Genomic DNA, 23,738 nt, shown 5'->3' on the forward strand with positions numbered 1-23,738 from the left:
CAACCTAGCGGGACGGTGACGGGGAGGCAGGACGGACGTGCGGTTCAACGGCGTCAGGACGGCGGCGCTCATCGCCACGCTGTCGGCATTGATGCTCGCCGCGGGGTGGACCTTCGGCGGCGGTGCCGGACTGGCGATCGCGCTGGTCATCGCGCTGGGCACCAACGGCGTCGCGTACTTCTTCAGCGACCGGATCGCACTGCGCTCGATGCGCGCCCACCCGGTCGGCGAGGTCGAGGCCCCGATGCTCTACCGGCTGGTCCGCGAGCTGTCCACCTCCGCGCGCCAGCCGATGCCCCGCCTGTACGTGTCGGAGACGATGCAGCCCAACGCGTTCGCCACCGGCCGCAACCCGCGCAACGCCGCGGTCTGCTGCACCCGCGGCATCCTGAAGCTCCTGGACGAGCGGGAGCTGCGCGCGGTGCTCGGCCACGAGCTGTCGCACGTCTACAACCGCGACATCCTGGTCGCCTCCGTCGCCGCCGCGATCGCCACGGTCATCACCTACCTCTCCCACTTGGCGATCTTCCTGCCGCTGGGCCGCGACGACGACCAGGACGGCCCCGGCCTGCTGGGCGCCCTGATGATGCTGGTGCTGGGCCCGGTGGCGGCGGCGGTGGTGCAGATGGCCATCAGCCGTACCCGCGAGTTCCAGGCGGACGCGTCCGGCGCCCTGCTCACCGGCGACCCGCTCGCGCTGGCCTCCGCCCTGCGCAAGATCGACGCCGGTACGCGGGCGCTGCCGCTGCCCCAGGACCCCGATCTGGCCACCACCAGCTCGCTGATGATCTGCAACCCGTTCCGGGGCGCCGGGATCGGCCGGCTGTTCTCCACCCACCCGCCCACCGCCGAGCGGATCGCCCGGCTGGAGCGGATGGCCGGCCCCCGGCCCTGATCACGGAAGCGTCAGGACGACCGGCCCGTCGGCCGTGATCGCGACGGTGTGCTCGAAGTGGGCGGCGCGGCCGCCGTCCAGCGTGGCGATGGACCAGCCGTCGCGGAGGACCTGCGCCTCGTCGCCCCCACCCTCGTGGAACATGGGCTCGATGGCGATCGTCAGGCCCTCCCGCAGCACGAGCCCGTGCCCGGGCCGCCCCACGTTCGGCACGTCGGGGTCCTCGTGCAGCGCCGTCCCGATGCCGTGCCCGCCGCAGCCCTCCAGGATCCCGTAACCGGCCTCCCGCGCGGTCCGCTCCACCGCGTACCCGACGTCGCCCATGCGCGCGCCCGGCCGCGCCGCCTCGATCGCCCGCTCCAGCGCCAGCCGGGTGACGTCCATGAGCGCGACCCCCGCCGCGTCGGCCGTGCCGACCGCGAATGTCACCGCCGCGTCCCCGTGGTACCCGCCGACCTCGGCGCCGCAGTCGACCGACAGCAGGTCGCCCTCGCGCAGCACCCGGCCGTCCGGGACCCCGTGGACGATCACCTCGTTCACCGACAGGCACACCGTCGCCGGGTACGGCGTCGGCGCCCACTCCGGGTGGTAGTGCAGGAACGACGGCCGCGCGTGCATCTCCTTGATGCTGCGCGCCGCGACGGCGTCCAGCTCGGCCAGGGACACACCGGGCTCCGCCGCCCGCCGGACGTTCTCCAGCGTCCGGGCCACCACCCGGCCCGCCTCGCGCATGATCTCCCACTTGCGGTGGGTTCGGTCGGACATGCCAGGATTCTAATACCGGTATTATTATCTTCACATGGTTCGGACACCGCTGACAGAAGACCAGCGCGACCGGGGCAAGGCCCTCGGCCAGGTGCTGCGCGCCGCCCGCGGCCCCCGCTCCGCCGCCGAGGTCGCCGCCGCCGCCGGCATCTCCCTCGACACCCTCCGCAAGATCGAACGCGGCGCCATCGCCGCCCCGGCCTTCTTCACCGTCGCCGCCCTCGCGCGGGTCCTCGACCTCGACCTGGCCGCGCTCGCCCACGACCTGCGCCGCTTCGAGGCGGCCTGACGACCCCGCACTGTCACCTCAAGGTGCCATCCGTGTTCCCACCGGATCTCACCGAACCCGCCCGCCCCCGGACCCGTCAGAACCCATGGGCGCGCCGGACGCCTTAAGCGGGGAAAGGAGCCCGGCGCGCTCCCTTGTAGGGTCGGTGGCATGACAGAGGGTTCGGTGCGGGTCGACGTCTGGATCTGGTCCGTACGCCTGGTGAAGACCCGTTCGGCGGCCACCGCCGCCTGCCGCGGGGGCCACGTCCGCGTCAACGACGAACGCGTCAAGCCGGCCGCCCCCGTACGGCCCGGCGACGAGGTGCGCGTCCGCCTGGACGGCCGGGAACGGATCGTCGTCGTCCAGCGCGTCATCCGCAAGCGCGTCGGAGCCCCCGTCGCCCAGGAATGCCTCATCGACAAGAGCCCGCCCCCGCCGCCGCGCGAGGCCCTGATCCCCATCGCCCGCCGGGACCGCGGCGCGGGACGTCCCACCAAACGCGACCGGCGCGAGCTGGAACGCCTCCGCGCCCTCCCTCACGATCCTCCGGGACGCTGACACCGTGGCGACGGCGCCCCGGGGCCTCACCTGTAGTTCGTGAACTGCAGGGCCACGTCGAGGTCCTTGCCCTTCAGCAGGGAGATGATCTCCTGGAGGTCGTCCTTCTTCTTGGAGGTGACCCGCAGCTCCTCACCCTGGATCTGAGCCTTGACCCCCTTCGGCCCCTCCTCCCGGATGATCTTGCCGATCTTCTTGGCGTCCTCCTGGGAGATGCCCTCCTTGAGCGCCACCACCAACTTGTAGACCTTGCCGGACGCCTTCGCGTCCCCCGGGTCGATCGCCTTCAGCGAGATGCCCCGCTTGATGAGCTTCTCCTTGAACACGTCCAGCACGGCCAGGGCCCGCTCCTCCGTGTTGCCCTGGATCTCGACGACCTCCCCGGACCACTTGATCCCCGCGTCCACGTTCCGGAAGTCGAACCGGTTGGCGACCTCCTTGGCCGCTTGGCGCAGCGCGTTGTCGACCTCCTGCCGATCGAGCTTGGAAACGATGTCGAAAGATGAATCGGCCATGGGCACCCAGTCCTTCTTCGGCAACGCCCGCGATGCGAGGCGGGCAGGCGTGATCTCGGTGCGCACGGGCATCACACAACCCCGTCCGGGCGCACCTTCGCGTATCGCATCAGGGTAGCGACCAACCCCCCACCCTCGCCCGACCGGCGCAGCCGGGGCCAGGCAGCCCCTCCCCGCACCCCACCGTCCACCCACCGCGCGGTACCCCGCCGCCTGGCCCGACCGTCACCCCACGACCAGGCAGGCAACCCCCTCAGGCAGCCCCGCCCAGACCGACCCCGGCCGTCCCCCGGCCGCACCCGATCCCCAGGACGGATCGCCGATGTCACGACCACTCCCGCCGTCCGCTATTCTTTCCAGTGCCGTCCAAGGACGGACACCACGGCGGGTTGCCCGAGTGGCCAATGGGAGCGGACTGTAAATCCGTCGGCTTAGCCTACGCAGGTTCGAACCCTGCACCCGCCACACCAGCAGAAACAGCCCCTGACCAGGGAAGACCCGGTCAGGGGCTGTTCTCGTCGTGTCCGGCTGTCTCTGATCGTTGACGGCGTTCTACGGGTGGCTGTGCCGAATACGTGCCGAAGTTCTAGAGGCTCTTCGGCCTGGTCGCCTCAGTGATTCTGCGCTTGGCGTCCTCCTCCTGGCCCGCAACGCACTTGGCGTAGACGCGCAGCAGCACAGCCACGCTGTGCCCCGCCCAAGCGGCGACCTGAGCCGGGGGCACCCCAGCGCCGAGCCACGTGGACACAGCCGCATGCCGGAGGGCATAGGGAGTCTCGGCCAGCGGCGAAGCCGCTTCTTGAGGGCTCAGCGCCTTCTGGCGCGCTTGATGCCAGGCGCCGAGGTACGTCCGGTCGGTCATGATCCCGCCGCGCGGCCCGACGAACAGTCGGCCACCGGGCGGGATGTTGAACGCCTCGATGTGGTGGCGCAGCAGCGTCACGAGTTCGGGATGCATCGGGACCGAACGAGTCTCGCCAGGCGCCCGATGCTTGAGTGGCTGTCGGTCCCGCGGCCTCCCGCTGTCGGTCCAACGGGAACCGCTCCGAGGCTCCGCATGGGCGGGTGTGGACGTCTGGGAGGGTGCGGCGCTGGTCAGGGAGCACGTGGGGACATGCCTGGACGGTCCTGATCTCGCTTGTAAACAGATGCCGCGCGTGCGTAATTAGCTTGGGCGATGGCCTCCGGCCAGGTACTGTGCGTTCCTGTGTGGCCCTCCCGGAGGTCGTAGGAGAAGGCAGGCAGTCTGTGAAGAGCAGGAGCCCCCAGGAGAAGAAGCAGCTCAGTTACGCCAAGGACCGTCGCAACGCGTACGCGGAGAACGATAAGAGTTCCAGGAACGCGGTACGGCTGAACAAACGATTCCCTAATCGCGCCAACCGCCATCGCCTTCACCAGCTTCTTCAGGAAGCCGCGGGCAGTCCCGACGTTGGGAGGGCAGTGGAGGTTGAGGAGCGTCTAGCGTACCGACGGCCGAAGACCTGGCGCAAGGAGCCTGGCCTGCCGTTGGGGGACTGGGTGGAGAGCAGATTGCAGCGGCGTCTCCGACTGGAGGACGACGGCCGGGCCGATGAGCGACGTCTTGCCCGTGTTCGACGGCGTGGCCGGCGGGCCAAGCTCCGCACTCTGCCCAAGGCACGAGTCGCGACCGAGGGCACCGTCGAGCGGCGGTGGTAGCGCGTGTTGCTCCTGGCAAGGGTGGCTCGGCAGAGGCCTCCGTTCGCCGCAGGCGAGGAAGCTCGCCGTGCCGAATGCGGGCCGAAGTTCGCGGGCAGAGTTGCGTAGGTGCAGTTCAGGGGAGTTTGGCGGTGGGACTGTAAATCCGTCGGCCTAGCCTACGCAGGTTCGAACCCTGCACCCGCCACCATCACGTAGAACGGCCCCTCACCAGGGAAGACCCTGGTGAGGGGCCGTTCGCTTCTGTCCGGCTGTATCCGGCGATCAACGGGCTTCTACGGATGGGCGGGTCGAATACGGAACGCTCATCCGTCTAGGACGGTGCGCGCGACCGTCGGTCCCTTGCCCTCGGGGTCCAGGCCGGACATGTCGATGGTGTTGCGCGCAAGCCACCAGAGAGCGGGCACGAGTTCCGCGGGTGGCGCTCCGCCCTTCTGCAGGCGTTCGCTAGGGTCGGACGCCGGCGAGCGATCAGCGAACGATTACGCCACAGGGACCACCGGCCCCGCCTCGCCCTCGGTTGCGTCCACGGAGGTGGTGTATGAGTTTGACCTGGTCAGAGGGCGTGGCGTCGTGACGTGAGACGGCCATCGCGTGATCCTTCGAATCGACCAAGAACCGAAGGAGAGAGCACGCGATGGCCGTGGACAACAGTGTGGACCCTGCGAGCTGGATGGCCGAGCAGATCGGGGCGTGTGAGCCCGATGTGTTGCGGTCGATGGTCAAGACGATGGCCGAGGCGCTCATGAGCGCGGAGGCCGACGCGGTCTGCGGCGCCGGTTACGGGACCCGCTCGCAGGAGCGGGTCAACCGCCGCAACGGCTACCGGGTGCGGGACTGGGACACCCGCGCCGGCACCGTGGAGCTGGCCATCCCCAAGCTGCGGTCGGGGTCCTACTTCCCCGAGTGGCTGCTGGAGCGCCGGCGGCGGGCCGAGCAGGCCCTGGTGAGTGTGGTCGCCACGTCCTATCTGCTGGGGGTGTCGACGCGGCGGGTGGACAAGCTGGTGGAGCAGATGGGCATCAAGGGCATCTCCAAAAGCCAGGTCAGCCAGATGTCCAAGGTGCTGGACGCCCAAGTGCAGGCGTTCCGCAACCGCCCTCTGGAGGGCGGCCCGTATGCGTTCATGTGGGTGGACGCCCTGACCCAGAAGGTGCGTGAGGGCGGCCGGATCGTGAACGTGCACGTGCTGGTGGCCACCGGCGTCAACGGCGACGGGCACCGCGAGATCCTCGGGGTCGAGGTCACTTCGGCCGAGGACGGCGCCGGGTGGTTGGCGTTCCTCAGAGGCCTCGTCGCCCGCGGCCTGACCGGCGTCCAACTGGTCGTCTCCGATGCTCACGCCGGTCTGGTCGAGGCGATCGGCTCAACGCTGCCGGGGGCGGGCTGGCAGCGGTGCCGCACCCATTACCTGCGCAACCTGCTCACCCGGGTGCCCAAGTCGGCGCAGCCGTGGGTGGCGACGCTGGTGCGCACCATCTTCGACCAGCCCGCCGCCGAGGAGGTCCACGCCCAGCACGCCCGTGTGGTCGCCTCGCTGGAGGTCAAGCACCCGCAGGCTGCCGAGCATCTGGCCGAGGCCGAGCCGGATCTGCTGGCCTTCACCGGCTTCCCGCGCCAGCTCTGGCGGCAGATCTGGTCCAACAACCCCCAGGAACGCCTGAACAAGGAGATCCGCAGGCGCACCGACGTGGTCGGGATCTTCCCCGACCGCCCGGCCATCATCCGCCTCGTCGGCGCGGTCCTGATGGAACAGACCGACGAATGGACCGAGGCCCGCCGCTACATGGGCCTGGAATGCCTGGCCAAAGCACGCCTGCGCATCATCGACGGCACGCCACCCGACCCCAAGATCGACAACCGAGAACTCACCGCTTAACCTGCAGAAACAGGATCACGCAGAGATCAACTCATACACCACTCCGCTGGACGTGACCTCGCCCTCGTCATCCTGCTTCCGCTTGGGCACGGACCAGGGTGTCAACGCCGTCCGTGATCGTACGGTCAGCCGTGTTCGAGCCTGGGCGGACGGTGGCAGGGCCCGGCCTTCGCTGCCGATCGCCTTGGGTCCCGGCGGATGACGCCGGTGGTGTAGGTCAGGCTCTGACACGACGGCAGCAGAGCACGATAAAATCGCGCCTCTGGTGTGGGCGGAGGGGTGTGGTAAATCAGCCGTCCTACCAGGGGCTTCGCCACGTTCAGAGTGCGCCACACCACCCGCGATCATGCTGTGATCAGCACACCTCAACCTGCCGCTGAAAAGGCTCGCTGAACGGAGACCCTGCGATGGCCGAGCTTCCCCTCCAGGTCAGGGACCATGACCAAACCGAGATGTCCGCCGCGGTCGGCGTGCTGGCGCGCGGCATGCGCGACAACCCCGGGCACATCGCGGCCTTCGGCCCGGACCCGGATCGACGCCGGTCAGCACTCGCCGCGATGTTCTCCGCACTCCTGGGGGCGGTGCCCACGCTGGAACGGATCTGTGCGGAGCAGGAGGGCGACATCGTGGGGTTCGCGGCGATCGCACCACCGGGAACCTGCCGCGTTTCGCTCGTCCAGAAAATGAAGATCGCCTCATCCATTGCCAAGGTCATGCCGGGTGCGCTGCCTCGGGTCCTGTCCTGGCAGGGGATATGGGCTCGACACGACCCCGACGAGCCGCATTCCCATTTTGGCCCGATCGCTGTGGACGCCGGCCGGCAGGGGCACGGAATCGGTTCCCGCCTGATGACCGAATACACCGACCGCCTGGATGCCGCAGGCCACTTGGCCTACCTCGAAACCGACAAACCCGAGAACGTGACCTTCTATCAACGCTTCGGCTTCGAAATCACCGGCGAAGCCGCCGTCCTCGGCAACCCCAACTGGTTCATGAGCCGCAAGCCCGCCACCAGATGATTTTAAGGGTTCCCGTTCCGGAACCACATGCGCAGCCGCACGCGGGCCGCCGGGCCGGTTCGGCCGGGCCGGGCATGCGGCCCTTCCGGGCCGACCCGCCCCGCTCTACCGGCCCCAACATGCATCGGGCCGGTTAAAAGGTGAGCGGCGTTCTCAGGCCAGATCGAGCAGGTGACGAGAGCCGGGTCCGTATCTGATCTGCCAGTCCGCGCAGCAGCCGAGGATGCCGTCCTCGACGCAGCGGATGCCGATGCTGACCCAGCGGACTTCGGCGTCTCCGTCACGGAAGCTGAATCCAGCGGTGCACTCGAAACGCTCTGAACCGCAAGGGCAAGCGATCTTCTCCGGCCCTTCCCCTTCATCGCCGTCCATCCAGTACTCGTTACTGTCGAGCATGTAGGCGAGCAGGTCGCAGGCGACGCAGGTACGGCGTGCGCAAACGCCACCCGCATCAAGTTCGATCCGGAAGACCTTCCCAGAACAGTCCTTGCACCGCGATGGCGTAACGGCATGCACCGGGTAGCCGCCGGGCGCGAGTTCTTCGAGGTAGTCGGCAATATCGTCGGAGGCGTCGCCCCGCCACCATTCGCCCGTGATGTCGATCGCCATTCCGTGAACTTAGCTCATTGGGAGGATTGCCGGTACCGCCCTACGATCGCCCCGTCGGGGCCGAAGTGAGCGGGTGGTCAGCGGCGATTGCTTCGCGCGCTTCCCGTGCCCGGGCCGTGGCCGGTCCTGCGCTCCGGGTCCGCTTGCCGCCGGACAAGCAGGTTGCTATTCCTGGTCAACGCGACGGGTGTACAGCAGCCGAGTACAGCAACACCAGCAGGCACAAGGTCGGACGTCTGCGGCACTGGTCGGGGCGGGAGGCCGAGCTGAGCGGACACGCTTGGCGGGAGCACGTGAGCCGGCGAGGCACGGCCGAGCAGGACCGCGGAGCCTTGGCGCGTCTCATCGAGCACGACGCCGACCCGTTCGAGGTCGAGTTGTACGAGCTGGCAGCCGACCCCCAGACGTTGCTCATCGACCGCGCCCAGCGACGTCGCGCCGGACAGCATGAGCGACACGTCAAGCGGCTCAAGAGCCGAGGTCAACACCCTCGCGCGTGACAGCAACGCTGACAGCAACAGTGGGCACCAGGCGCCACCACAAGGCCCCATCGAGCACCGTCCGACCTCGTGGGATGCTCAGCCGGCAGGGGTGTTGCTCTGGCTGAAAAGCGGAAGGTCGGCGGTTCGACCCCGCCCCTGCCCACACCTTCTGAGCAGCACAAACGCCCCGGAGCCATCAGGCCCGGGGCGTTTTGTTTGACAGCAACCGGCGCTGACAGCAGGCGGACGGTCATCCATCGATATGAGCCAGGGGTTATATTGGTTCCGTGGCCTGGGATGTCATCCTCCTCGAACCGGTCGAGAGCTGGTTCCTCAAGCTGTGTGAGTCCGATATGGACACCGCAGCGTTGATCGAGCAAGCCATCGACAGACTGGCCGAGGTCGGGCCGACGCTAGGACGCCCACTTGTCGACACCCTGGAACACAGCCACCTGCGAAATCTCAAGGAACTACGCCCCGGAAGCCGGGGCCGGTCAGAGATCCGCATGCTGTTCGTCTTCGACCCGGACCGTGCCGCGATCTTCCTCGTGGCCGGCGACAAGGCCGGGCAGTGGTCCCGGTGGTACGACGAGGCCATCCCGTTGGCCGAAGCCCGCTACGCCGAGTACCGGGCCGCGAAGGACAAGGAGGCCGGACGATGAGCACCGGACGTCGCTGGCAGGACATCAAGGCCGAAGCACACCGCCGCAACCCCGAACTGGCCGACCCCGAGCGGCAGGCTCGCGCACGCGCCGAACTGGACGCCCACGTCGCCGGCCATCACCTCAAGGAACTCCGCAAGGCCATCGGCAAGACACAAGCCGAGGTCGCCCAGATCCTCGGCGTCTCACAATCCCGGATCTCCCAGATCGAGAACGGCGACCTTGAGGCCATGGAGTTGGAGACACTCCGGGCGTACGCCACCGCCCTCGGCGGGCATGTGGACATCACCATCAGCGTCGGCCCCCACTCCATCAAGGTCGCCTGAACCGCGAGAACTGACAGCAACGATGACAGCAGCAACCGCCACCAACTCCAGCCACGAGCCGCGGCCGGTCAGCCTTGATCGATGTTTCGCCAGCAAGGGTGTTGCCATAGCTGAAAAGCGGAAGGTCGGCGGTTCGACCCCGCCCCTGCCCACACCTTCTGAGCAGCACAAACGCCCCGGAGCCATCAGGCCCGGGGCGTTTTTGACGACAGCGCTGACGACAACGACCTCAGCCGAGGACATCCCCCAGCTTCCGAGGCGCCCCCGCTTCTCATCGAGGGCGGCATGCGCGTAGATCGTCATTGTCACTTCGATGTCGCTGTGCCCGATGTCGCGGACGACGCTGGGTGCGATGCCCAGGTGGAGCAGCAGCGAGACGCAGGTGTGGCGCATGTCGTGGAAGCGCATCGAGTTCAGGCCGGCGGCGGCGCGGACGCGGCCCCAGCTTCGGCGTAGTTTGTCCGGCTCCATGGGTGTACCTCGTCGGGACGGGAAGACGAGGCCGTTGTCCTCCCAGTCCTGCCACGCGTCCGTCCGTTCGGCAGGGCCGTCAGGAGCAGGAGGTTGCCTTGAGGCGAGCGTTCAGGGTCCACTTGCCTGGTTGTGTCGCGAAACGCCCCTCACCTCTTGATCAGTGCTGCGTAGGGCGTATCTTCCGGCGTGAAGATCAGGGTGTGGTCCGCGCCTGCCTGGGTGGCAACCTCACGCAGGCGAGCCAGGACGTCGGCCTCGGCGGGAAGATCAAGGCCGAGGGCAGCGGCCGCACGATCCCGCTGAACAGCCAAGTCGGGGATGTCCTCCAGGTACTCGGCAGCCAGCTCACCGCCTTCTTCCGCAGTGAACGCCCGGCAGTCGCGCCACCAGGGTGCGACCAGTAGGAGCCGCAGGAGTTCAGGCAGGCCGATTGCCACCAGAGCCGCGCGACCTTCGGAGTCTGCGTAGAGGATCGGACGTTCCTCGCGACCCACGCCGCAATAGAAGTATGTGCCCCCGGCTCCATCACCTGCGAAGCCCTCCAGAGGCGCGCCCGACGCGAGGTGGACCTCCTCGATGTGGTCGCCCCGGTCGAGGTCGAAGTCGCCGGGCCAGGCCAGGAATCGGGCAACGTCGTCGTGTTCGTGGATGGCAGCGATCAGCGATGGCACAGGTCGCACCTTAGCGGCCGGGCAGCGGCTCTACGCGGGATCACACTTGATCTGAAATTGCCGCAAGGGGGCCGGCTAACTCACTTTGGTCGCCCCTTCGTGGTGGCCTACGGCCTTCGGCAGGACCCGGCCCTTGCCAGCGATGATGGAAGCCGCAGCCCTCCGGTAGTTGCGACCTGCGGCTCACAGGCACGACGGCACGTACGTTGGGCCTGGTATCTGGCGGTAAGAGAGGTGATCTGCTGTGGCGGCTTTGCTCAGCGAGATCGAGATGAGAGTCCGGGCCGTCGAAACGCGTGTTGGTCGCCACGACGAGAAGATGACTGCCATCGTGGGCACCACCACCAGCCAGCCCCTCACCCTCGTGAAGGAGTGTCCCGTCACGCAGGGCTGGACATGAACGAACTCCTGGCCAAGGACAAGGACGACACCGAACAGTGACCGGCACGGTCGAGGCGCACCGAATACGAACGGCAGCGCCCGATTTCCTCGGTGATTCCGCCGCTCAGTACGGCCACCGTACAGCGCAAAAGTACAGCAACAAGAGGCTCACGCCCCTCGCCGTGGCGCACGTCCGCACACGCGCCCACCAGGGCGGGAAGCACAACGGCCCAGGACCGCTGGTGGTTCGCATCGAGGTGGTTTTGGTGTCCCGACAAAGTCGGTTCAGCGAGCGCGAAGCGGGGGCCTCGCGGCCCCCAGCCCACTGCGGGTCTGGCGGGCTCACCCGCGCGAAGCGGTCTGTCACACCTTGGGCGCCGTTCGCGCGGGTGAGCCCTCCGGAGCGGTGTGGGGCTCTGTAGGGGCTGTGCCCAATGCGGGCCGAAGTTCGGCGAGTGGACGGCGTTGGTGCAGATTAGGGGAGTCTCGCGGAGCGACCCGCCACACCACAGAGAACGAACCCTCGCCAGCTGTAGCGCGGTCAGGGGCGGTTTTCGTTCTCTGCCCCTAAGTCTCCGTGGTCGCCTGTGATTCACCGCCGGTACGGGCACGGCTAGGGCACGGTCAGGGGCACGCAACGGCAGTGGTGACCTGGGGTTCTTGTGTTGGTGGGCCGCATTCGAAATCCGCGGGTGAGCGGACCGAGATTGGAGGGGCGGCCAGGCTCCGACGTCCGGAAGCCGCGGGCAGTGTTTCGCACGACTGGTCGCGCGGCGCATGAAGAAGTGTTCGGGCGTCATTCAATGAGCAAGGGCTGGCCGTGCTGTGCCCTAACTGGGCGCAAGGCCGTCCCCACCGCCATGAGCGATGACGACCGGGCATGGTCAGAAACAGCACCCTAGGGTTGCGGGATGCCAGAACCGACATCGCCCCCGCCGCGGATTGGGACTCCTCGGTGGGACCGGGAACTTGCGGACATCGGGCTGGACCGGCGACGTGTCGACGACGATGTGGATCTTGCGCTGGAGACCACGGACGCCCGCGACGAGTTCGACCCGCATGGGGTGAACCTCCTCGGGACCCATGCCGAGACCGCCGCCGCCTGGGTCCTGCTGCACGAGAGGTTCCCGTCCTACGGGATCCTGATGTACCTGCGAATGTGCTGGTCGAACGGTGACCATGCGCTAAAGGACTGGATCGTGCGCCAGTTCGCCGCGATGCTGATGCACGGCCCGGAACCGGTGGCCGAGTCGGCCGAGTACGGGCTCTGGGTCGACTACTTCGAATCGCCCGAGGCGTCGCAGGTCTTCACGGCGCTGACCCTCCAGTTGCCGCGCTCCCACTGGGATCGCCTGATCAGTGGTGCCGGTCCGGTGCCCTGGGAGGCCAAGCAGCACGTGTTCCAGGAGGCGGCCGAGGTCCCGGCGCTGCATTCGGCGCTTGCCAGGGGGCTCGCGGGTTCGTTCTATGACGTGTACGGCGAGGTCGACGCCGTGGACGCGTTAGCGCTGGTCGATCGGATCACGATTGTGGACGAGGATCTGCTGGAGGCTTTGACCGAGGCCACCACGCAGCCGCTGCGCCTGCGGACAGGATCGGCCGTGATCGTGGACGAGTCCGAGCCAGGTTGGCCGCACCCGGGAAGTTTCCTGCTCCGCGCGGTGGTGCGCAGCCCGCGGAGCCGGTGGCTGCGGCGGTCCGAACTCGTGGCCGACGGCCGGGTGTACGGCCGGCTGGTGCACTGGGACTTTCCCTTCGACCCATCGAAGCTCGCGCACCGTACCGTGGCCGCTCCAGAGCCAGAGGGACGGATCGTGCTGTTCCGGGTCGAAGGGGACTCTGAGCACGCCGAGTTGCTGGTGAACCGGGATCTCGAGGCATGGCCGCCCGGTTTGAGGGAGCATCTCGGATGTTGACCTGCACTGCACTGCCAGCGCCGCACTGTGCATCGCGTTGAGTTGCGACTGTCGTCACGTCAAGCCTGTCGTTGTCCAGAGTGAGGCTACTCCGTCATTCCATCGATACTTGTCAGACGGGCACGCCGATCACCGACGTGATGACCGCGGCGGCGGCCGACGGACGATGTGGCGATTCTGTATTCAGGTGAGGGCTTCTCGCAGCTTGTGGGCCGGTTCGGTAGGCGATTGCGTGAAGCATGCCTGCTGGCCCTATGGGCGCGATCGGTGACTTCTTCGAGAACGTCATGAACGAATCGTTCCGGGAACGATGAATGTCGAACAGCTCGATGCAAGAAAAGGCAATCGTGTGCCGAGTTGGTCGCCGTCCACCCCAGGTGACCGTGCTGCGAGGGGACCTCGCCTTACGTCGATGGCGGGTGCGCAGTCTGCCCGCTCGTTACTGGAGTACGTGGTCAGGTCAGGCTGAGGCAGACCGCGAACGGGATGGGAATCAGCGCGGCCATGCCGAGCCAGGTCCCGAGCCGCCGCCCCTGACGTCGGAGCGGCAGGAGCACGTCCACGATGAGCACCAGGACCAGCATCGGTACTCCGGTCACTGTCAGGAGGAACATGATGACAGGCGCGTGATCAAGAGTTGGGTAGTAGCAGTTGGTCACCCCGGGTTTGATCACATCTTCGGGACTCCTGCAGTCCATCGGGAGGTACTTGGTCCATAGCCACCACGCCAGGTAGAGCGGAAGCATCGCGAGTATTCCCAGGGCGAGGTTGGCCAGGCCAGGCGCCCAAAGGCCGCCCCCTGCACGACCCGTGTGATCGACTTCCGCCGGGGCCCTAGAGGCGTTCATCTGCCCTCCCTCTGTCCGTACGCACGCTTGCCTTAACGTCCAAGAGCTGCCCAGGCGATCACCACGACCGGAAGCGGCCACTCCCACGCGCGGAGGCGAGGTTTTGTGGCCACCTTCTCATGGTCAGTCCCCGCGCCTCATGATGAACGGGGCCGATCTCGTCCCACACCGAACGGCATCAGCAAAATCACGACCGACGACCGGTGCGGCTTTCGGCGTCACCTGTCTCTTCACCCCCGGCCCGTGTGCTGTTCGGCTATTTGGGATGTCGGGCAGGGCAAAATGGCTCTGGGGAGGTCGGCTTGTCATACGCTAGATCAGTCCTATCTGAGTCGTATATGGCTCGACCCCGACGCCTCCGACCGCTTGCTGCGCTGAGATCCCGGCCTCTGTCGAATACGGGCCGAAGGGTGGATTCCTACCCAGTTCGGGTCCTGAATCCGCCTCCAGGACGCCGAACGGCCCCTCACCAGGGATGACATCGGTGAGAGGCCGTTTTGTGCTGTCGGGTCGTGTCAGGCCGGCCACGGGCTTTGCGGCTGGACGGGGTGGAAACGGGTTGAAGTCCTGCCGCCTCTAAGCGGCGATTTCGGAGCCTCCGGAGGCTCCGATCGGTCTCGGGCTTCCCGTGTACCTGTGTGGCCTCGGTGGTCCGGCGCTTGGCCTCCGGATATCGAAGCGGTCAGCGGGGCCGCGAAGGATCCGCACAGGAGCGGGAGGCGGCGGGACCGTGCGCGTCTCCCCGGGGATCAGCCCAGCTGCCCGCCGAGTTCTGCCTGCCGGCCGCCGACGCCCAGGTCGGCCGGCTTGTACGACCCAGTGCCCTGGGTGGTGACCCCGGTCGGACCGCCATAAAGCAAGTGGATGCGGCCTTCCGAACCGTCCTCGCCCGGAACGCCGATGACCAGGTCGGCCCTGCCGTCGGCGTTGAGCTTCGCCAGCAGTACGGCGGTGCCGAACCTGTCGTCCGGCTCTTCGGCGCCGGGGACGCCCGCGGTGTTCTGACCGAAGATCTGCGCGTTCTGGGTGCCGAGCCCGGTGGTGGTGCCGTACAGGACGGTCACCGCCCCGGCGTCGGCGGTGCTCTCGATGTCCTCGCCCGGGGCTCCGACCGCGACGTCGGCGCGGCCGTCGCCGTTGACGTCGCCGACCGCCAGCGCGGTGCCGAAGAAGTCGTTGGGCTCATCGGTGCCCGGGACGCCGGAGGTGCTCTGCGTGAACGTCGTCGGGGCGCCGGGCCCACCGGCCCCGCCGAGTAGTACGTAGAACCGGTTGGTGCGGCCGGCCTGCTCGGAGGACTTGAGTCCGCCGGCCACGAGGTCGGCCCTGCCGTCGCCGTTGATGTCCCCGGCCGCGATCGCCGGGCCGGTGTTCTGCATCAGGACCTGGGGGGCGCCCAGTCCCGTCGCGGAGCCCCGGCGCAGCTCCAGCCTGGCGTCCACGGTCTCGCCGTCGATGTCCCCGGCGACCGACATCGCCAGGTCGGCGTATCCGTCGCCGTCGAAGTCGGCGACCGCCGGTGCCATCCACGAGGCGTTCCCGTCCTCCCCGCGCGTGGGAACCAGGGTGCGCACGCCGGTTACCGGCGCCTCTCGGACGTCCCGGAACGTCCAGAAGGCGGCGCCCGTGCCCTCGGCGGTCGCGGTGCTGGCGGCGACCAGGTCGATGCCTCCGCTGCGGTCGAAGTCGCCGACCGCTAGGTAGGACCCCAGGATCGTGTCGGGGGCCGACAGCGTGATGCCGCGTCCGGTGAGCCCGCCAGGTCCGCCGTACAGGACGGTGACGCCCTGGTTCCATCCGCTGCTGCCGATCGCCAGGTCGGCGTAGCCGTCGCGGTCGAAGTCGGCCGACGCGGTGGCGCGTCCGAAGCGGTCGTAGAGCTTGGGGGTCCCGGCGACGCCGGGGCTGTCGCGCGTGATCACCTGCCGATCGGTGGAGCTTCCGTAGATCACGGTGACGAACCCGGCCTCCGCCTGGCCCGCGGTCTGCCCGTGCGGGCTGGCCGCCACCAGGTCGCGCTGTCCGTCGCCGTTGAAGTCACCCGGCGCGGCGGGCGTGGCGGCCGGGGAGACCTCGGCGGGCCGCTGCGCCGCGTGGGCCGGACCGGCGAGGGGTGCGGCGAGGAGGGCGGCCAGCGCGCCAACGGAAGTGATGGATCTGATTCGCACGATGTCTCCCTGGGACGAGAGGGTGTCACAAAGGAGACTCTGCTAGATCATCTTTGGTTTACCGTCCTGCGGACGGTTCGCCGAGGGTACGCCCCTGCTGACGGGAAGTCGCCGGGATCGCTCTCCTCAGGACGGTGGGGCTGTTGCCGCCATCTCGGAATTCCGCCCACCGGGCTCGGAAGGCCGCCGTCCGCCGAAAGGTCGCCTCATCGAACGCGGTGGCCGCTGTCGATGAGGCATTAGGGCATCGCACTTTCGGGGTGGCTGTTGTTCGCATGAGGCACCCGCGGAGGCTACTACCCTCATGTGGGTGAGAGTTGCCCTGGTCACGATCGTCGTGGACGACTACGACCAAGCCATCGAGTTCTTTACCGTCGCCCTGGGATTCGACCTTGTCGAGGACTCACCGGCACTGACCGGCGACGGCCGCTCGAAACGCTGGGTCGTCGTACGGCCACCAAATGCCGAGTCCGGCATCTTGCTCGCCCGTGCGGACGGCGAGCGGCAAACCGCTGCCGTCGGAAACCAAGTCGCCGGTCGTGTCGGCTTCTTTCTCCAGGTGGACGATTTCGATTCCGCCCACGAACGCATGACGGCCGCCGGCGTCGAATTCCTTACCTCGCCACGCACGGAGACCTACGGGCGGGTCGCTGTGTTCCTCGACATCGCCGGCAATCGATGGGATCTGCTCGGCCCTGCTCCGCGAGCCGGCCGAATCGGCTCGGCGGTGATCGGAGAGCCGGGTGGGGACGCGGGTGACGGTTAACCCAGTTGCCGTGCCATTTCATGGTGGAAGGAGACCAGTTCCGCCATGGGTACCGCCTTCCGTGAGGCCTTGAAGAGGTCCTTGCCCTCCACTGTCGAGGGCGGAGGCCAGGTGTGGATGCCTTCGTCCAGGCCCAGGGAGGCGACTTCGGTCTCCCAACCGGGCCAGCGAAGTGTGTCGTAGAACTGCGTCAGCGAGCCGGCGAGTACGGCGTACAGCCAATCGGCGTACCCCTGCTCCAGATCCAGCCAGCCGAGGTCGTCCGGGCCGAAGTAGTGCACCGTGGGCGGTACCCCTGGCTCAGCCGGCACCCACGCGAACTGACCGCCCAGCACGTCGTGACCCACCACGAGCCAACGTGACGCCGGATCGGCCTGGGCCGCGATATCGGGAAGTCCGCTCCCACCGCTGCCGAGCACACGGAGCCAGCCATGATCTACGCAGATCCCACCGGTATGGGCGACGACGGCCCCGAGCCACGATCTCCTCGTGATGCCCAACGCCGTCAGGCAGCCCTCGGCGCGGTCGGGGTCGGGCGCCACCAACTCGACCGGATAGGGGGCCGCCTGTACGGCGGGGAGAACCTCGTCCCACGCTGAACCGTTCACTTCTCCAGTCTTTCAGCCCGCATGCGGGCCGGGCCTCACCATCGCAGCAGCCGCACCTTGATGACCCGCCGTTCGGTGCGCGGCGGGGGGCGGTGGTGCGGACGTTCACAACCTCCGTGGTGAGTACACCTGGCCAATACGGCCACAGGTCTGTGCCGCCTATCGATAACCAGTGGGGGCGGCACTGCCCGTCTGTCACGATCGCCCCATGGATGACGAATGGGAGCCCCTTGACGAACTGATCATTAAAGGCCGGAGGCTCCGAGCGGTCATATGGATCAGAGCGACGTTCGAGTGCGGCCTGCATGAGGCTGTCCAGTTCCTCTATGTCCGGTATGAGCATCTGCGTCAGAGCCGCCCGCAGGATTTCACCCAAAGCCATGAGGACTATTGGGAGGGTGTCTACTCCTGACGGGCGCGGTTCCTGCTGGTTGTGAGGGAGTCCAGTGGCGTTGCGCGTGCGGGGTGGCTGATGGCCCACGCCCTGTAGATCCGGGGATAATTCAGCACCTGGGCGGCGTAACTCTCGAAGGCGCGTGGAAGCAGGCGCTGCGTCCCGACCTGGTCAAAGTGTGGAACGCGAGGGGCGTGCGCTCATCAGCGATCATTCGATGTCGCCGAGGGTTTCCAGGAGTCACTCTCGGGAGGTGGGCGTGGGGTGGTACGGGGGGGAGCGGTCAGGGGCTCCACACCATGGTCTGCTGGTGCAGTCGCCTGCCTCCGTATCTGAGGCCGGGGACCAGCGGAGTCGGGCCGTACCCGGCGAAGCCCATGCGTTCGAAGAACCGCACCGCGCGGGTGTTCTCGGCCAAGGTCTGCAGGTGGCATCCGGGCGATCTGATCTCTGTGAGCCGGCCGAGCCATCGGTTCATCAGCTCGTCGGCGGCACCCGTGCCCCGGGCCTCCGGCGCCACGTTGATGTGCAGGTGCGCCGGCCACCGGGCATCGTCGAAGTCTCCCGCGGTGGGCTCACGCCTGGGGGCGGCCACCGCCATGTCGATCATCGCGCGGCCGAAGAAGCCGGCGGTCTTCGGTTGGAAGGCCAGCCGGTGCTTCTTGATGGCCCTCGTCATGCGTTCGCTCTCCCTGGGAAACTCCGAGCTGTCCGGGCATCCCGTCAGGTAGCCGACCAGGGCTCCGTCGACCACGGCGACGAAGAGCGAGTCCGGCGCCAGATCCATGTACGGGTTCAGGTAGATGGCTGCTTCGGACTCCAGGTGGCCCCATATCGAAGCGCTCGGGGAACCTTCGCCGGCACGGCCGAACAGCTCGCGTAGCTCGTCCCGGTCGGTCTCCGCGAAAGAACGGACCTCCATCACACCCAACGCACCTCAACATTGCCCTTCAGATGCCACCAGTTTCCACGTTCACAACTGCCGGGGTCCATGCCGGGTTCCCCCTGGACCTCCGTGACGCCGCGATCGCTCTCGCGTCAGCGGCTCACAGACCCTGTGGACGGGGGGCACGGTCGCACGCGGTGAGGGACGCCTGAGGCTTCCTGGGCCGGAAGATCAGCTGAGACCGCGCCTGCTGCGCTCGGCGTCGATGAGGTCAGCCATGAGTTTTCTGGAGCCACCGTGAAGTCAGGCTCGTGGAGGGCGTCGTAGTCGCGGCTGCCGAGTGGCAGGCCGAGTCCGGTGAGCCGGTGGGCCAACTGGGTGAAGGCGATGCGCTCGTCCGGCTCGTCCTGGTAGTGAGCCCGAGCAACGGGCTGAGCCGCCCTGGTTCGAAGAACGTGACGTCGAGGAGGGATTGGAAGTCGGTACGGCCCTCCCACTGCGCCACCAGCATCGTGCGCAGGTCATCGGGGATCGGTCGGCCGTCCAGGCGTTCACGGGAGAACTCCGCAAGCCGCTCTTCGTACATGGGGCCTGCCTCTGATCGGTGGGGAAGTCCAGCCGACGTTAGCGGCAGTCACGCGATCGACGTAGGCAAGCCGCCGTCCGGGGACGGCTACGCCGCTCTTGAGCGGGGGCCGGCCGGCCTGGCCGGCCCCCGGTCAGGAAGGCGGTGCGTGGTTCGTTCAGGTGCCGTCGGGGCCGCCCGCCGGGATCTGGTGCACCGCCCGCCGTGACTCGTACCAGTTTTCGCCGACAGGTTCGCCTGCCATGTTCCAACTCCAGGAAATGGTCGGGGTGATGCGGGTGTAGAGGCCCGGGCCGACCATTCCGGTCCGTTCGATCGGTTCCTCGGCGCGGCCGTAGACGCGGATCCCGCGTGCGATGAACGGGGAGAAGGACACCATGTCGTCGATGACCAGAGCGACCTTGTCATGCCCGGCTCGGATGTTCCGGAACTTTCGGGTGTCGGCGACCGAAGGGCCGGAGCCGCCCACCCAGAAGAACGTGCCATCGAACTCGAACGCGACGGGAACGACGTCCGGCTGGGCATCGGCGGAGAGCGTCGAGAGGCGGGCGAGTGGTTGTGACCGCAGGTAGGTGATCTCTTCGGCGGTGAACGACATGGGCGCGCCTCCTTGGAAGGTGGCCACGCAGTTTAGCGGGAGGGGCATTCTCGGTGGGCGCTCGGAATTCTCTGGCAACGGGCCGACGCCGGCGGGCCGGCGTGACGCCGGCCCGCCGTGCGGTTGCCGTCTCGAGGGATCAGGTGGGGAGCCGGTCCACCACTTTGACCTCGAGGATGGAGCGGGCGAGTTCGAAGCCGGAGCCCTCGGGCTGCTCGGTCCAGTCGGTGATCTTGGCCCGTGGGCCCAGGGGCAGGTCGCGGCTGCCCAGGAAGCGATAGGTGCGGCGGTCGAAGATCAGCTCCTGCCGAAGGTTCTGGTTGTCCTTGGACAGGGAGATGCCGGGGCGGCCCAGGGCGTCGGTGGCGTTCTGGTCCACCTTGACCCCGGGGACGTCGGCGAGGAACTCGAACACCTGGGCGCGGAGCCTGGGAGGCAGGTAACCCTGGTGGAGCAGGTCCTGCGGCCCGCTCCAGGCCGTGATCGACGGGTTCTCGGAGGGGCTGGGGGAGGGGGCGTTGAGCTGGCTCCCCCAGAGCTTGAGCAGCCTGGGCACCTCACGCACCGTCCAGAGATGGCTGCCCGGGGCGGGGACGGGCTGGTTCCTCGGCGCGTCCTCGCTCACCAGCGGGGTGTCGCAGACCTTGGTGGGCTGCCGCCAGCACGAAGTCCGCAGCAGACCCGGCTCGGAGCCGTCGGCGCGCAGCCAGACCTGCCTTGTCCGCTGCCCTTTGGGCTTGCCCGGGGTGACGGCTCCTGGGCCCCACGTCTCCAGGGAACGGGTGAAGAGGTACTGGTCGGGGCGGGGCTTGAGCTCGGGTTCCATACGGGCGACGGTGGCGGCCCGGGTGAGGACCTCCCGGGCGCTGACCGGCCGGACGTCGCGGGGACCGCCGACGTCCGATCCCTGCGCCATGATCGCCACGGCGCCGGCGGCGGTGGCGGTGGCCACCGTGCCGGTCAGGGCGACCGCCAGCAGGCCGCGGTACCGCCGGGGACGGTGGCTCTGGCGCCCGTCCTCCCGGGTGGCGGTGAGCAGCCGGGCCCGGCCCTCGGCCAGGACCTCCGGGCTGGGCGGGGCCACCTCGTCGTACATGCGGCGGAGTTCAGCCATCGTGCGGTTCCTCTCTCATGTCGAGCGGGTCGGTTCCGCCCAGCGCCTCGCGCATCTTCGTGCGGGCGCGGTGGAGCCGGGAGTGGACGGTGCCGGTGGCGATGCCGAGGGCCGCGCCGATCTCGGCCGGGGACAGGTCGCCGGAAGCGGTCAGCAGCAGAACGTCCCGCTGCCCGCGGTTGAGGCGGCCCAGCGCGGCGGCCAGTTCGCGCCGGATCCCCTGGGCGGCCACCCGGTCCGCCACTCCCTCGTCGGGCGAGTACACCGCCGGGTCGGCTCCCGTCCGGGCCACCGCCCGCCAGAACCGCACCTCGCGGCGCCGGTGCTGGCCGATCAGGTTGGTGGCGATCCCGTACAGCCAGGGCAGGGCGTTCAGGCGTTCCGGGTCGTAGCGGTGACGTTGCCGGAACGCCTGCAGGAACGTCTCCGCCATCAGGTCGTCGGCCAGGTCGCGGCCGAGCCTCCGGGCGAGGTAGCGGTGGATCGTGGGGGCGTGCCGGTCGTACAGGGCGGCGAACGCCTCCGGGTCCCGGCGGGACCTCTCGATGATCGCCTGGTCGCCGCCCAGATGGACACCGGCGGTCACCGTGTCCTCATCCTCGTCATCGCGGGCCTTTCGCAGCGTCGGTGTCGGTCACCCGTTCTTGACCGCGGGACCGTGTTCGCTTCCCGCCCGTTCCGGGGCGACGTGGCCGTCCCGTGGCCCTGCCCTCGGGGCCGTCCTTCTGGCCGTGGATGACGGGCGGTGCAACAGATGCGGGGGGTGGGGCGTCCCGGGGGTGATGGAAAGGATGGCCTGTGGACGATGACGGGTCGACGTACGAGAAGTTCGTCACCGACCGCGCCCCGGCGCTCCTCCGCTACGGCTACGTGCTCACAGGCGACGCCGACGATGCGGCCGACCTCGCCCAGGAGGGCCTGGCGCGGTTGCGCGCCGCCTGGCCCCGCGTCGTCAGGAAGGACGACCCGGAGGGGTACACGCGGACGATCATGGCGCGGCAGCACGTCAGCACCTGGCGGCGCCGAAGACGTGAGCGCCTCGTGGGCGAGATCCCCGACCGGGAGTACGTGGAACGGGACCTGGAACGCGCGGAGGGCGACCCCCGGCTGTGGCGGTCGCTGGCGGCGCTGCCGCGGCGCCAGCGGGCCGTTCTGGTCCTGCGCTATTACGAGGACCTGCCCGACGAGGAGATCGCCAGGATGCTCGGAATCACGCGGGGGACGGTCCGCAGCCAGGCGGCCCGCGCCCTCGACAAACTGCGCGCGGACTGGCTTCCGGAGGCCGCGCCGACGGCGGGAGCCCACCATGACCGATGACCTTCACAGGGCTCTGCGGAGCACGCTCAAGGCCGCGTCGCGGGAGGCCCCCGCGCCGGAGCCGGACCTGCTGGACCGGCTGGCGAAGCGCCACCGGACCCGGCGGCACCGGAGGCTCGCGGCGGTGACGGCGGCCGTGGTCGCGGTGCCCATGGTGGTCGGCGGGACGGTGTTCGTCCTTCCCTCCGGCGGGGAGCGGGCGAACGGGCCTCTCACGGCGGGGACGCCGAGTCCGATCGCCATGCCCGAGCCGGTGTCCCCGCCGAAGGCGGCGTTGCGGGCGCTGCCGGACACCCTGCCGGGCGGGCGGGAGTACGGGGTCAAGGTGGTCCTGGACGACGATTCGCTGCTGGTCTCGACCTTCTCCGGTTTCGAGAGGGCCGACGGGCTGTGGGTGTACGACCTTCGTACGCGGAAGGCGACCAAGGTCACCGACGTGGTGGAGCCCGCCGGGACCAAGCTCTTCCCCTCCGGCTTCGCCGTGGGGGACGGCCAGGTCGCCTGGTGGCTCCTGCGCACGGCCGCCGGGCGGCCGACGATAGAGATCTGGGCCGCCCCCCTGTCCGGCGGGAAGGCGCGCAAGCTCGCCGCGATGGCGGCGAAGTACGAGAAATGGGGCCAGAGCGGTCTGACCGGTCTGACCGTCGAGGGCGGCAAGGTGCGCTGGGACGCGGGCCAGATCGTCGGTGACCCTGATACCGGGGTGTACGAGATGCCGCTCGACGGCGGGCCGGCGCGGGTGTCGCCCGGTACCGCGGGGCACCGGATCTTCGCCTGGCCGTGGATCGGCAGACCGGGAGTCTCCCACGGGAAGGACGGCGAGGCGACGTTCCACGACCTGCGCAACATGCAGACCGGCCAGACCCTGGGCGTCCGCCTCCCGGCGGTCGGCAACACCTGGAACTGCGGGATCACCTGGTGTCTCGGGAGCCCGGCCGGCGCCCCGCACCGGGGACGCTGGCTCTCCCACGCCGTGTCGCGTGACGGCGAGGTGCGCGTCCTGCCCGGGGATCCGGCACGCCGGGTGTGGTCGCGGCCCTTGTCCGTTCGCTACCTCGCGTACGTAGGTAAGGGGAGCGGGGGCGCCTCCCACCTCATGCTGTACGACGTGGAGACCGGGAAGCTGGTGGATCTCGGCCCCGGCGGTTCCGGTCCCGGCGGTTCCGGTTCCCGTGGTTCCGGTCCGCTGCCCAAGGCGGGAAAGGCCGGGACCATGACCATGCCGACGACCGTGCCGAGCGCGTACCGGGCCGGGGCCGCTCCCCGCCCCGAGCGCTACTTTCTCTGGCGTTCCGGCGGCTCGGTCCAGCTCGTCGACCTGGACGCGATCCGCTGACCCTCGGGCCGGTGGTC

The 23,738-nt window shown here is 68.6% G+C and carries 24 protein-coding genes, 1 tRNA gene and 1 pseudogene; 13 read left to right on the forward strand and 13 right to left on the reverse strand.

Going from position 1 to position 23,738, the window contains the following annotated elements:
- The first annotated feature begins 37 nt into the window (after positions 1 to 37).
- Entirely contained in the window at positions 38 to 895 is an 858-nt protein-coding gene (gene htpX / locus IW256_RS02240; RefSeq protein WP_197009355.1) for a zinc metalloprotease HtpX, read from the forward strand.
- Here the strand turns inward: htpX and map are convergent, their stop codons facing one another.
- A complete protein-coding gene (map, locus tag IW256_RS02245) occupies positions 896 to 1,660 on the reverse strand; it encodes a type I methionyl aminopeptidase (protein WP_197009356.1) in 765 nt (254 codons plus the stop codon).
- Between the two features lie 34 nt (positions 1,661 to 1,694).
- Here map and IW256_RS02250 point away from each other — a divergent pair, with 34 nt between their 5' ends.
- The gene (locus tag IW256_RS02250; protein WP_197009357.1) at positions 1,695 to 1,949 is read left to right on the forward strand and encodes a helix-turn-helix domain-containing protein; all 255 of its coding nucleotides are present in this window, start codon (positions 1,695 to 1,697) and stop codon (positions 1,947 to 1,949) included.
- A gap of 150 nt (positions 1,950 to 2,099) precedes the next feature.
- A complete protein-coding gene (locus IW256_RS02255) occupies positions 2,100 to 2,489 on the forward strand; it encodes an RNA-binding S4 domain-containing protein (RefSeq protein ID WP_197009358.1) in 390 nt (129 codons plus the stop codon).
- Positions 2,490 to 2,515: 26 nt separating this feature from the next.
- Here the strand turns inward: IW256_RS02255 and IW256_RS02260 are convergent, their stop codons facing one another.
- Positions 2,516 to 3,004 (reverse strand): YajQ family cyclic di-GMP-binding protein, encoded by a 489-nt coding sequence (locus IW256_RS02260; RefSeq protein WP_197009359.1) that lies wholly within the window; start codon positions 3,002 to 3,004, stop codon positions 2,516 to 2,518.
- Positions 3,005 to 3,387: 383 nt separating this feature from the next.
- Between IW256_RS02260 and IW256_RS02265 the strand changes: the two genes are divergently transcribed.
- Positions 3,388 to 3,469 (forward strand) — tRNA-Tyr (locus tag IW256_RS02265).
- 121 nt (positions 3,470 to 3,590) lie between these two features.
- Here IW256_RS02265 and IW256_RS02270 read toward each other — a convergent pair.
- Positions 3,591 to 3,962, reverse strand: coding sequence for a hypothetical protein (locus IW256_RS02270; RefSeq protein ID WP_231403611.1), 372 nt, complete (start codon positions 3,960 to 3,962; stop codon positions 3,591 to 3,593).
- A gap of 1,356 nt (positions 3,963 to 5,318) precedes the next feature.
- Between IW256_RS02270 and IW256_RS02275 the strand changes: the two genes are divergently transcribed.
- Positions 5,319 to 6,560 (forward strand): IS256 family transposase, encoded by a 1,242-nt coding sequence (locus tag IW256_RS02275; RefSeq protein ID WP_197009360.1) that lies wholly within the window; start codon positions 5,319 to 5,321, stop codon positions 6,558 to 6,560.
- Positions 6,561 to 6,967: 407 nt separating this feature from the next.
- Positions 6,968 to 7,579 (forward strand): GNAT family N-acetyltransferase, encoded by a 612-nt coding sequence (locus IW256_RS02280; RefSeq protein WP_197009361.1) that lies wholly within the window; start codon positions 6,968 to 6,970, stop codon positions 7,577 to 7,579.
- 153 nt (positions 7,580 to 7,732) lie between these two features.
- Here the strand turns inward: IW256_RS02280 and IW256_RS02285 are convergent, their stop codons facing one another.
- On the reverse strand, positions 7,733 to 8,188 hold the full coding sequence (locus IW256_RS02285) for a hypothetical protein (RefSeq protein ID WP_197009362.1): 456 nt from the start codon (positions 8,186 to 8,188) through the stop codon (positions 7,733 to 7,735).
- A 769-nt stretch (positions 8,189 to 8,957) separates the two neighbouring features.
- Here IW256_RS02285 and IW256_RS02290 point away from each other — a divergent pair.
- Together IW256_RS02290 and IW256_RS02295 are read left to right on the forward strand one after the other, a co-directional pair.
- Complete coding sequence (locus tag IW256_RS02290) at positions 8,958 to 9,332, forward strand: type II toxin-antitoxin system RelE/ParE family toxin (protein ID WP_197009363.1); 375 nt, start codon at positions 8,958 to 8,960, stop codon at positions 9,330 to 9,332.
- On the forward strand, positions 9,329 to 9,658 hold the full coding sequence (locus IW256_RS02295; RefSeq protein ID WP_197009364.1) for a helix-turn-helix domain-containing protein: 330 nt from the start codon (positions 9,329 to 9,331) through the stop codon (positions 9,656 to 9,658). The genes IW256_RS02290 and IW256_RS02295 overlap by 4 nt, the downstream gene beginning before the upstream one ends.
- A gap of 339 nt (positions 9,659 to 9,997) precedes the next feature.
- Here the strand turns inward: IW256_RS02295 and IW256_RS40745 are convergent.
- Positions 9,998 to 10,129, reverse strand: a pseudogene (locus tag IW256_RS40745) (site-specific integrase); the annotation flags it as partial.
- Positions 10,130 to 10,278: 149 nt separating this feature from the next.
- Positions 10,279 to 10,803, reverse strand: coding sequence for a hypothetical protein (locus IW256_RS02305; RefSeq protein WP_197009365.1), 525 nt, complete (start codon positions 10,801 to 10,803; stop codon positions 10,279 to 10,281).
- Positions 10,804 to 12,095: 1,292 nt separating this feature from the next.
- Between IW256_RS02305 and IW256_RS02310 the strand changes: the two genes are divergently transcribed.
- On the forward strand, positions 12,096 to 13,100 hold the full coding sequence (locus IW256_RS02310) for a hypothetical protein (RefSeq protein WP_197009366.1): 1,005 nt from the start codon (positions 12,096 to 12,098) through the stop codon (positions 13,098 to 13,100).
- 455 nt (positions 13,101 to 13,555) lie between these two features.
- On the opposite strand, the gene IW256_RS02315 is transcribed toward IW256_RS02310, so the two are convergent.
- Together IW256_RS02315 and IW256_RS02320 are read right to left on the reverse strand one after the other, a co-directional pair.
- Complete coding sequence (locus IW256_RS02315; RefSeq protein WP_231403612.1) at positions 13,556 to 13,699, reverse strand: hypothetical protein; 144 nt, start codon at positions 13,697 to 13,699, stop codon at positions 13,556 to 13,558.
- 998 nt (positions 13,700 to 14,697) lie between these two features.
- On the reverse strand, positions 14,698 to 16,116 hold the full coding sequence (locus tag IW256_RS02320; RefSeq protein WP_197009368.1) for an FG-GAP and VCBS repeat-containing protein: 1,419 nt from the start codon (positions 16,114 to 16,116) through the stop codon (positions 14,698 to 14,700).
- A 310-nt stretch (positions 16,117 to 16,426) separates the two neighbouring features.
- Here IW256_RS02320 and IW256_RS02325 point away from each other — a divergent pair, with 310 nt between their 5' ends.
- Positions 16,427 to 16,882 (forward strand): VOC family protein, encoded by a 456-nt coding sequence (locus IW256_RS02325; protein ID WP_307828710.1) that lies wholly within the window; start codon positions 16,427 to 16,429, stop codon positions 16,880 to 16,882.
- Here the strand turns inward: IW256_RS02325 and IW256_RS02330 are convergent.
- Positions 16,879 to 17,490: a DUF2625 family protein gene (locus IW256_RS02330; RefSeq protein ID WP_197009370.1), complete on the reverse strand. Its 612-nt coding sequence runs from the start codon at positions 17,488 to 17,490 to the stop codon at positions 16,879 to 16,881. The two genes, IW256_RS02325 and IW256_RS02330, sit on opposite strands and share 4 nt — an antisense overlap.
- A gap of 208 nt (positions 17,491 to 17,698) precedes the next feature.
- Between IW256_RS02330 and IW256_RS02335 the strand changes: the two genes are divergently transcribed.
- Positions 17,699 to 17,902 (forward strand): hypothetical protein, encoded by a 204-nt coding sequence (locus IW256_RS02335; RefSeq protein WP_197009371.1) that lies wholly within the window; start codon positions 17,699 to 17,701, stop codon positions 17,900 to 17,902.
- Positions 17,903 to 18,167: 265 nt separating this feature from the next.
- On the opposite strand, the gene IW256_RS02340 is transcribed toward IW256_RS02335, so the two are convergent.
- From IW256_RS02340 to IW256_RS02355, 4 genes are all read right to left on the reverse strand, one after another.
- Positions 18,168 to 18,806: a GNAT family N-acetyltransferase gene (locus IW256_RS02340; protein WP_197009372.1), complete on the reverse strand. Its 639-nt coding sequence runs from the start codon at positions 18,804 to 18,806 to the stop codon at positions 18,168 to 18,170.
- A 707-nt stretch (positions 18,807 to 19,513) separates the two neighbouring features.
- Entirely contained in the window at positions 19,514 to 19,954 is a 441-nt protein-coding gene (locus IW256_RS02345; RefSeq protein WP_197009373.1) for a PPOX class F420-dependent oxidoreductase, read from the reverse strand.
- Positions 19,955 to 20,093: 139 nt separating this feature from the next.
- The gene (locus IW256_RS02350) at positions 20,094 to 21,068 is read right to left on the reverse strand and encodes a CU044_5270 family protein (protein ID WP_197009374.1); all 975 of its coding nucleotides are present in this window, start codon (positions 21,066 to 21,068) and stop codon (positions 20,094 to 20,096) included.
- Positions 21,061 to 21,654 (reverse strand): RNA polymerase sigma factor, encoded by a 594-nt coding sequence (locus IW256_RS02355; protein WP_197009375.1) that lies wholly within the window; start codon positions 21,652 to 21,654, stop codon positions 21,061 to 21,063. Before IW256_RS02355 ends, IW256_RS02350 begins: the two co-directional genes overlap by 8 nt.
- A 212-nt stretch (positions 21,655 to 21,866) precedes the next feature.
- On the opposite strand from IW256_RS02355, the gene IW256_RS02360 reads away from it, so the two are divergent.
- Together IW256_RS02360 and IW256_RS02365 are read left to right on the forward strand one after the other, a co-directional pair.
- Positions 21,867 to 22,385, forward strand: coding sequence for a SigE family RNA polymerase sigma factor (locus tag IW256_RS02360; protein ID WP_197009376.1), 519 nt, complete (start codon positions 21,867 to 21,869; stop codon positions 22,383 to 22,385).
- Positions 22,375 to 23,721, forward strand: a complete 1,347-nt coding sequence (locus tag IW256_RS02365; RefSeq protein WP_197009377.1) for a hypothetical protein — start codon at positions 22,375 to 22,377, stop codon at positions 23,719 to 23,721. Before IW256_RS02360 ends, IW256_RS02365 begins: the two co-directional genes overlap by 11 nt.
- Positions 23,722 to 23,738: the final 17 nt, after the last annotated feature.

Origin of the sequence: Actinomadura viridis (assembly GCF_015751755.1) — a bacterium.
Taxonomy (GTDB): domain Bacteria; phylum Actinomycetota; class Actinomycetes; order Streptosporangiales; family Streptosporangiaceae; genus Spirillospora; species Spirillospora viridis.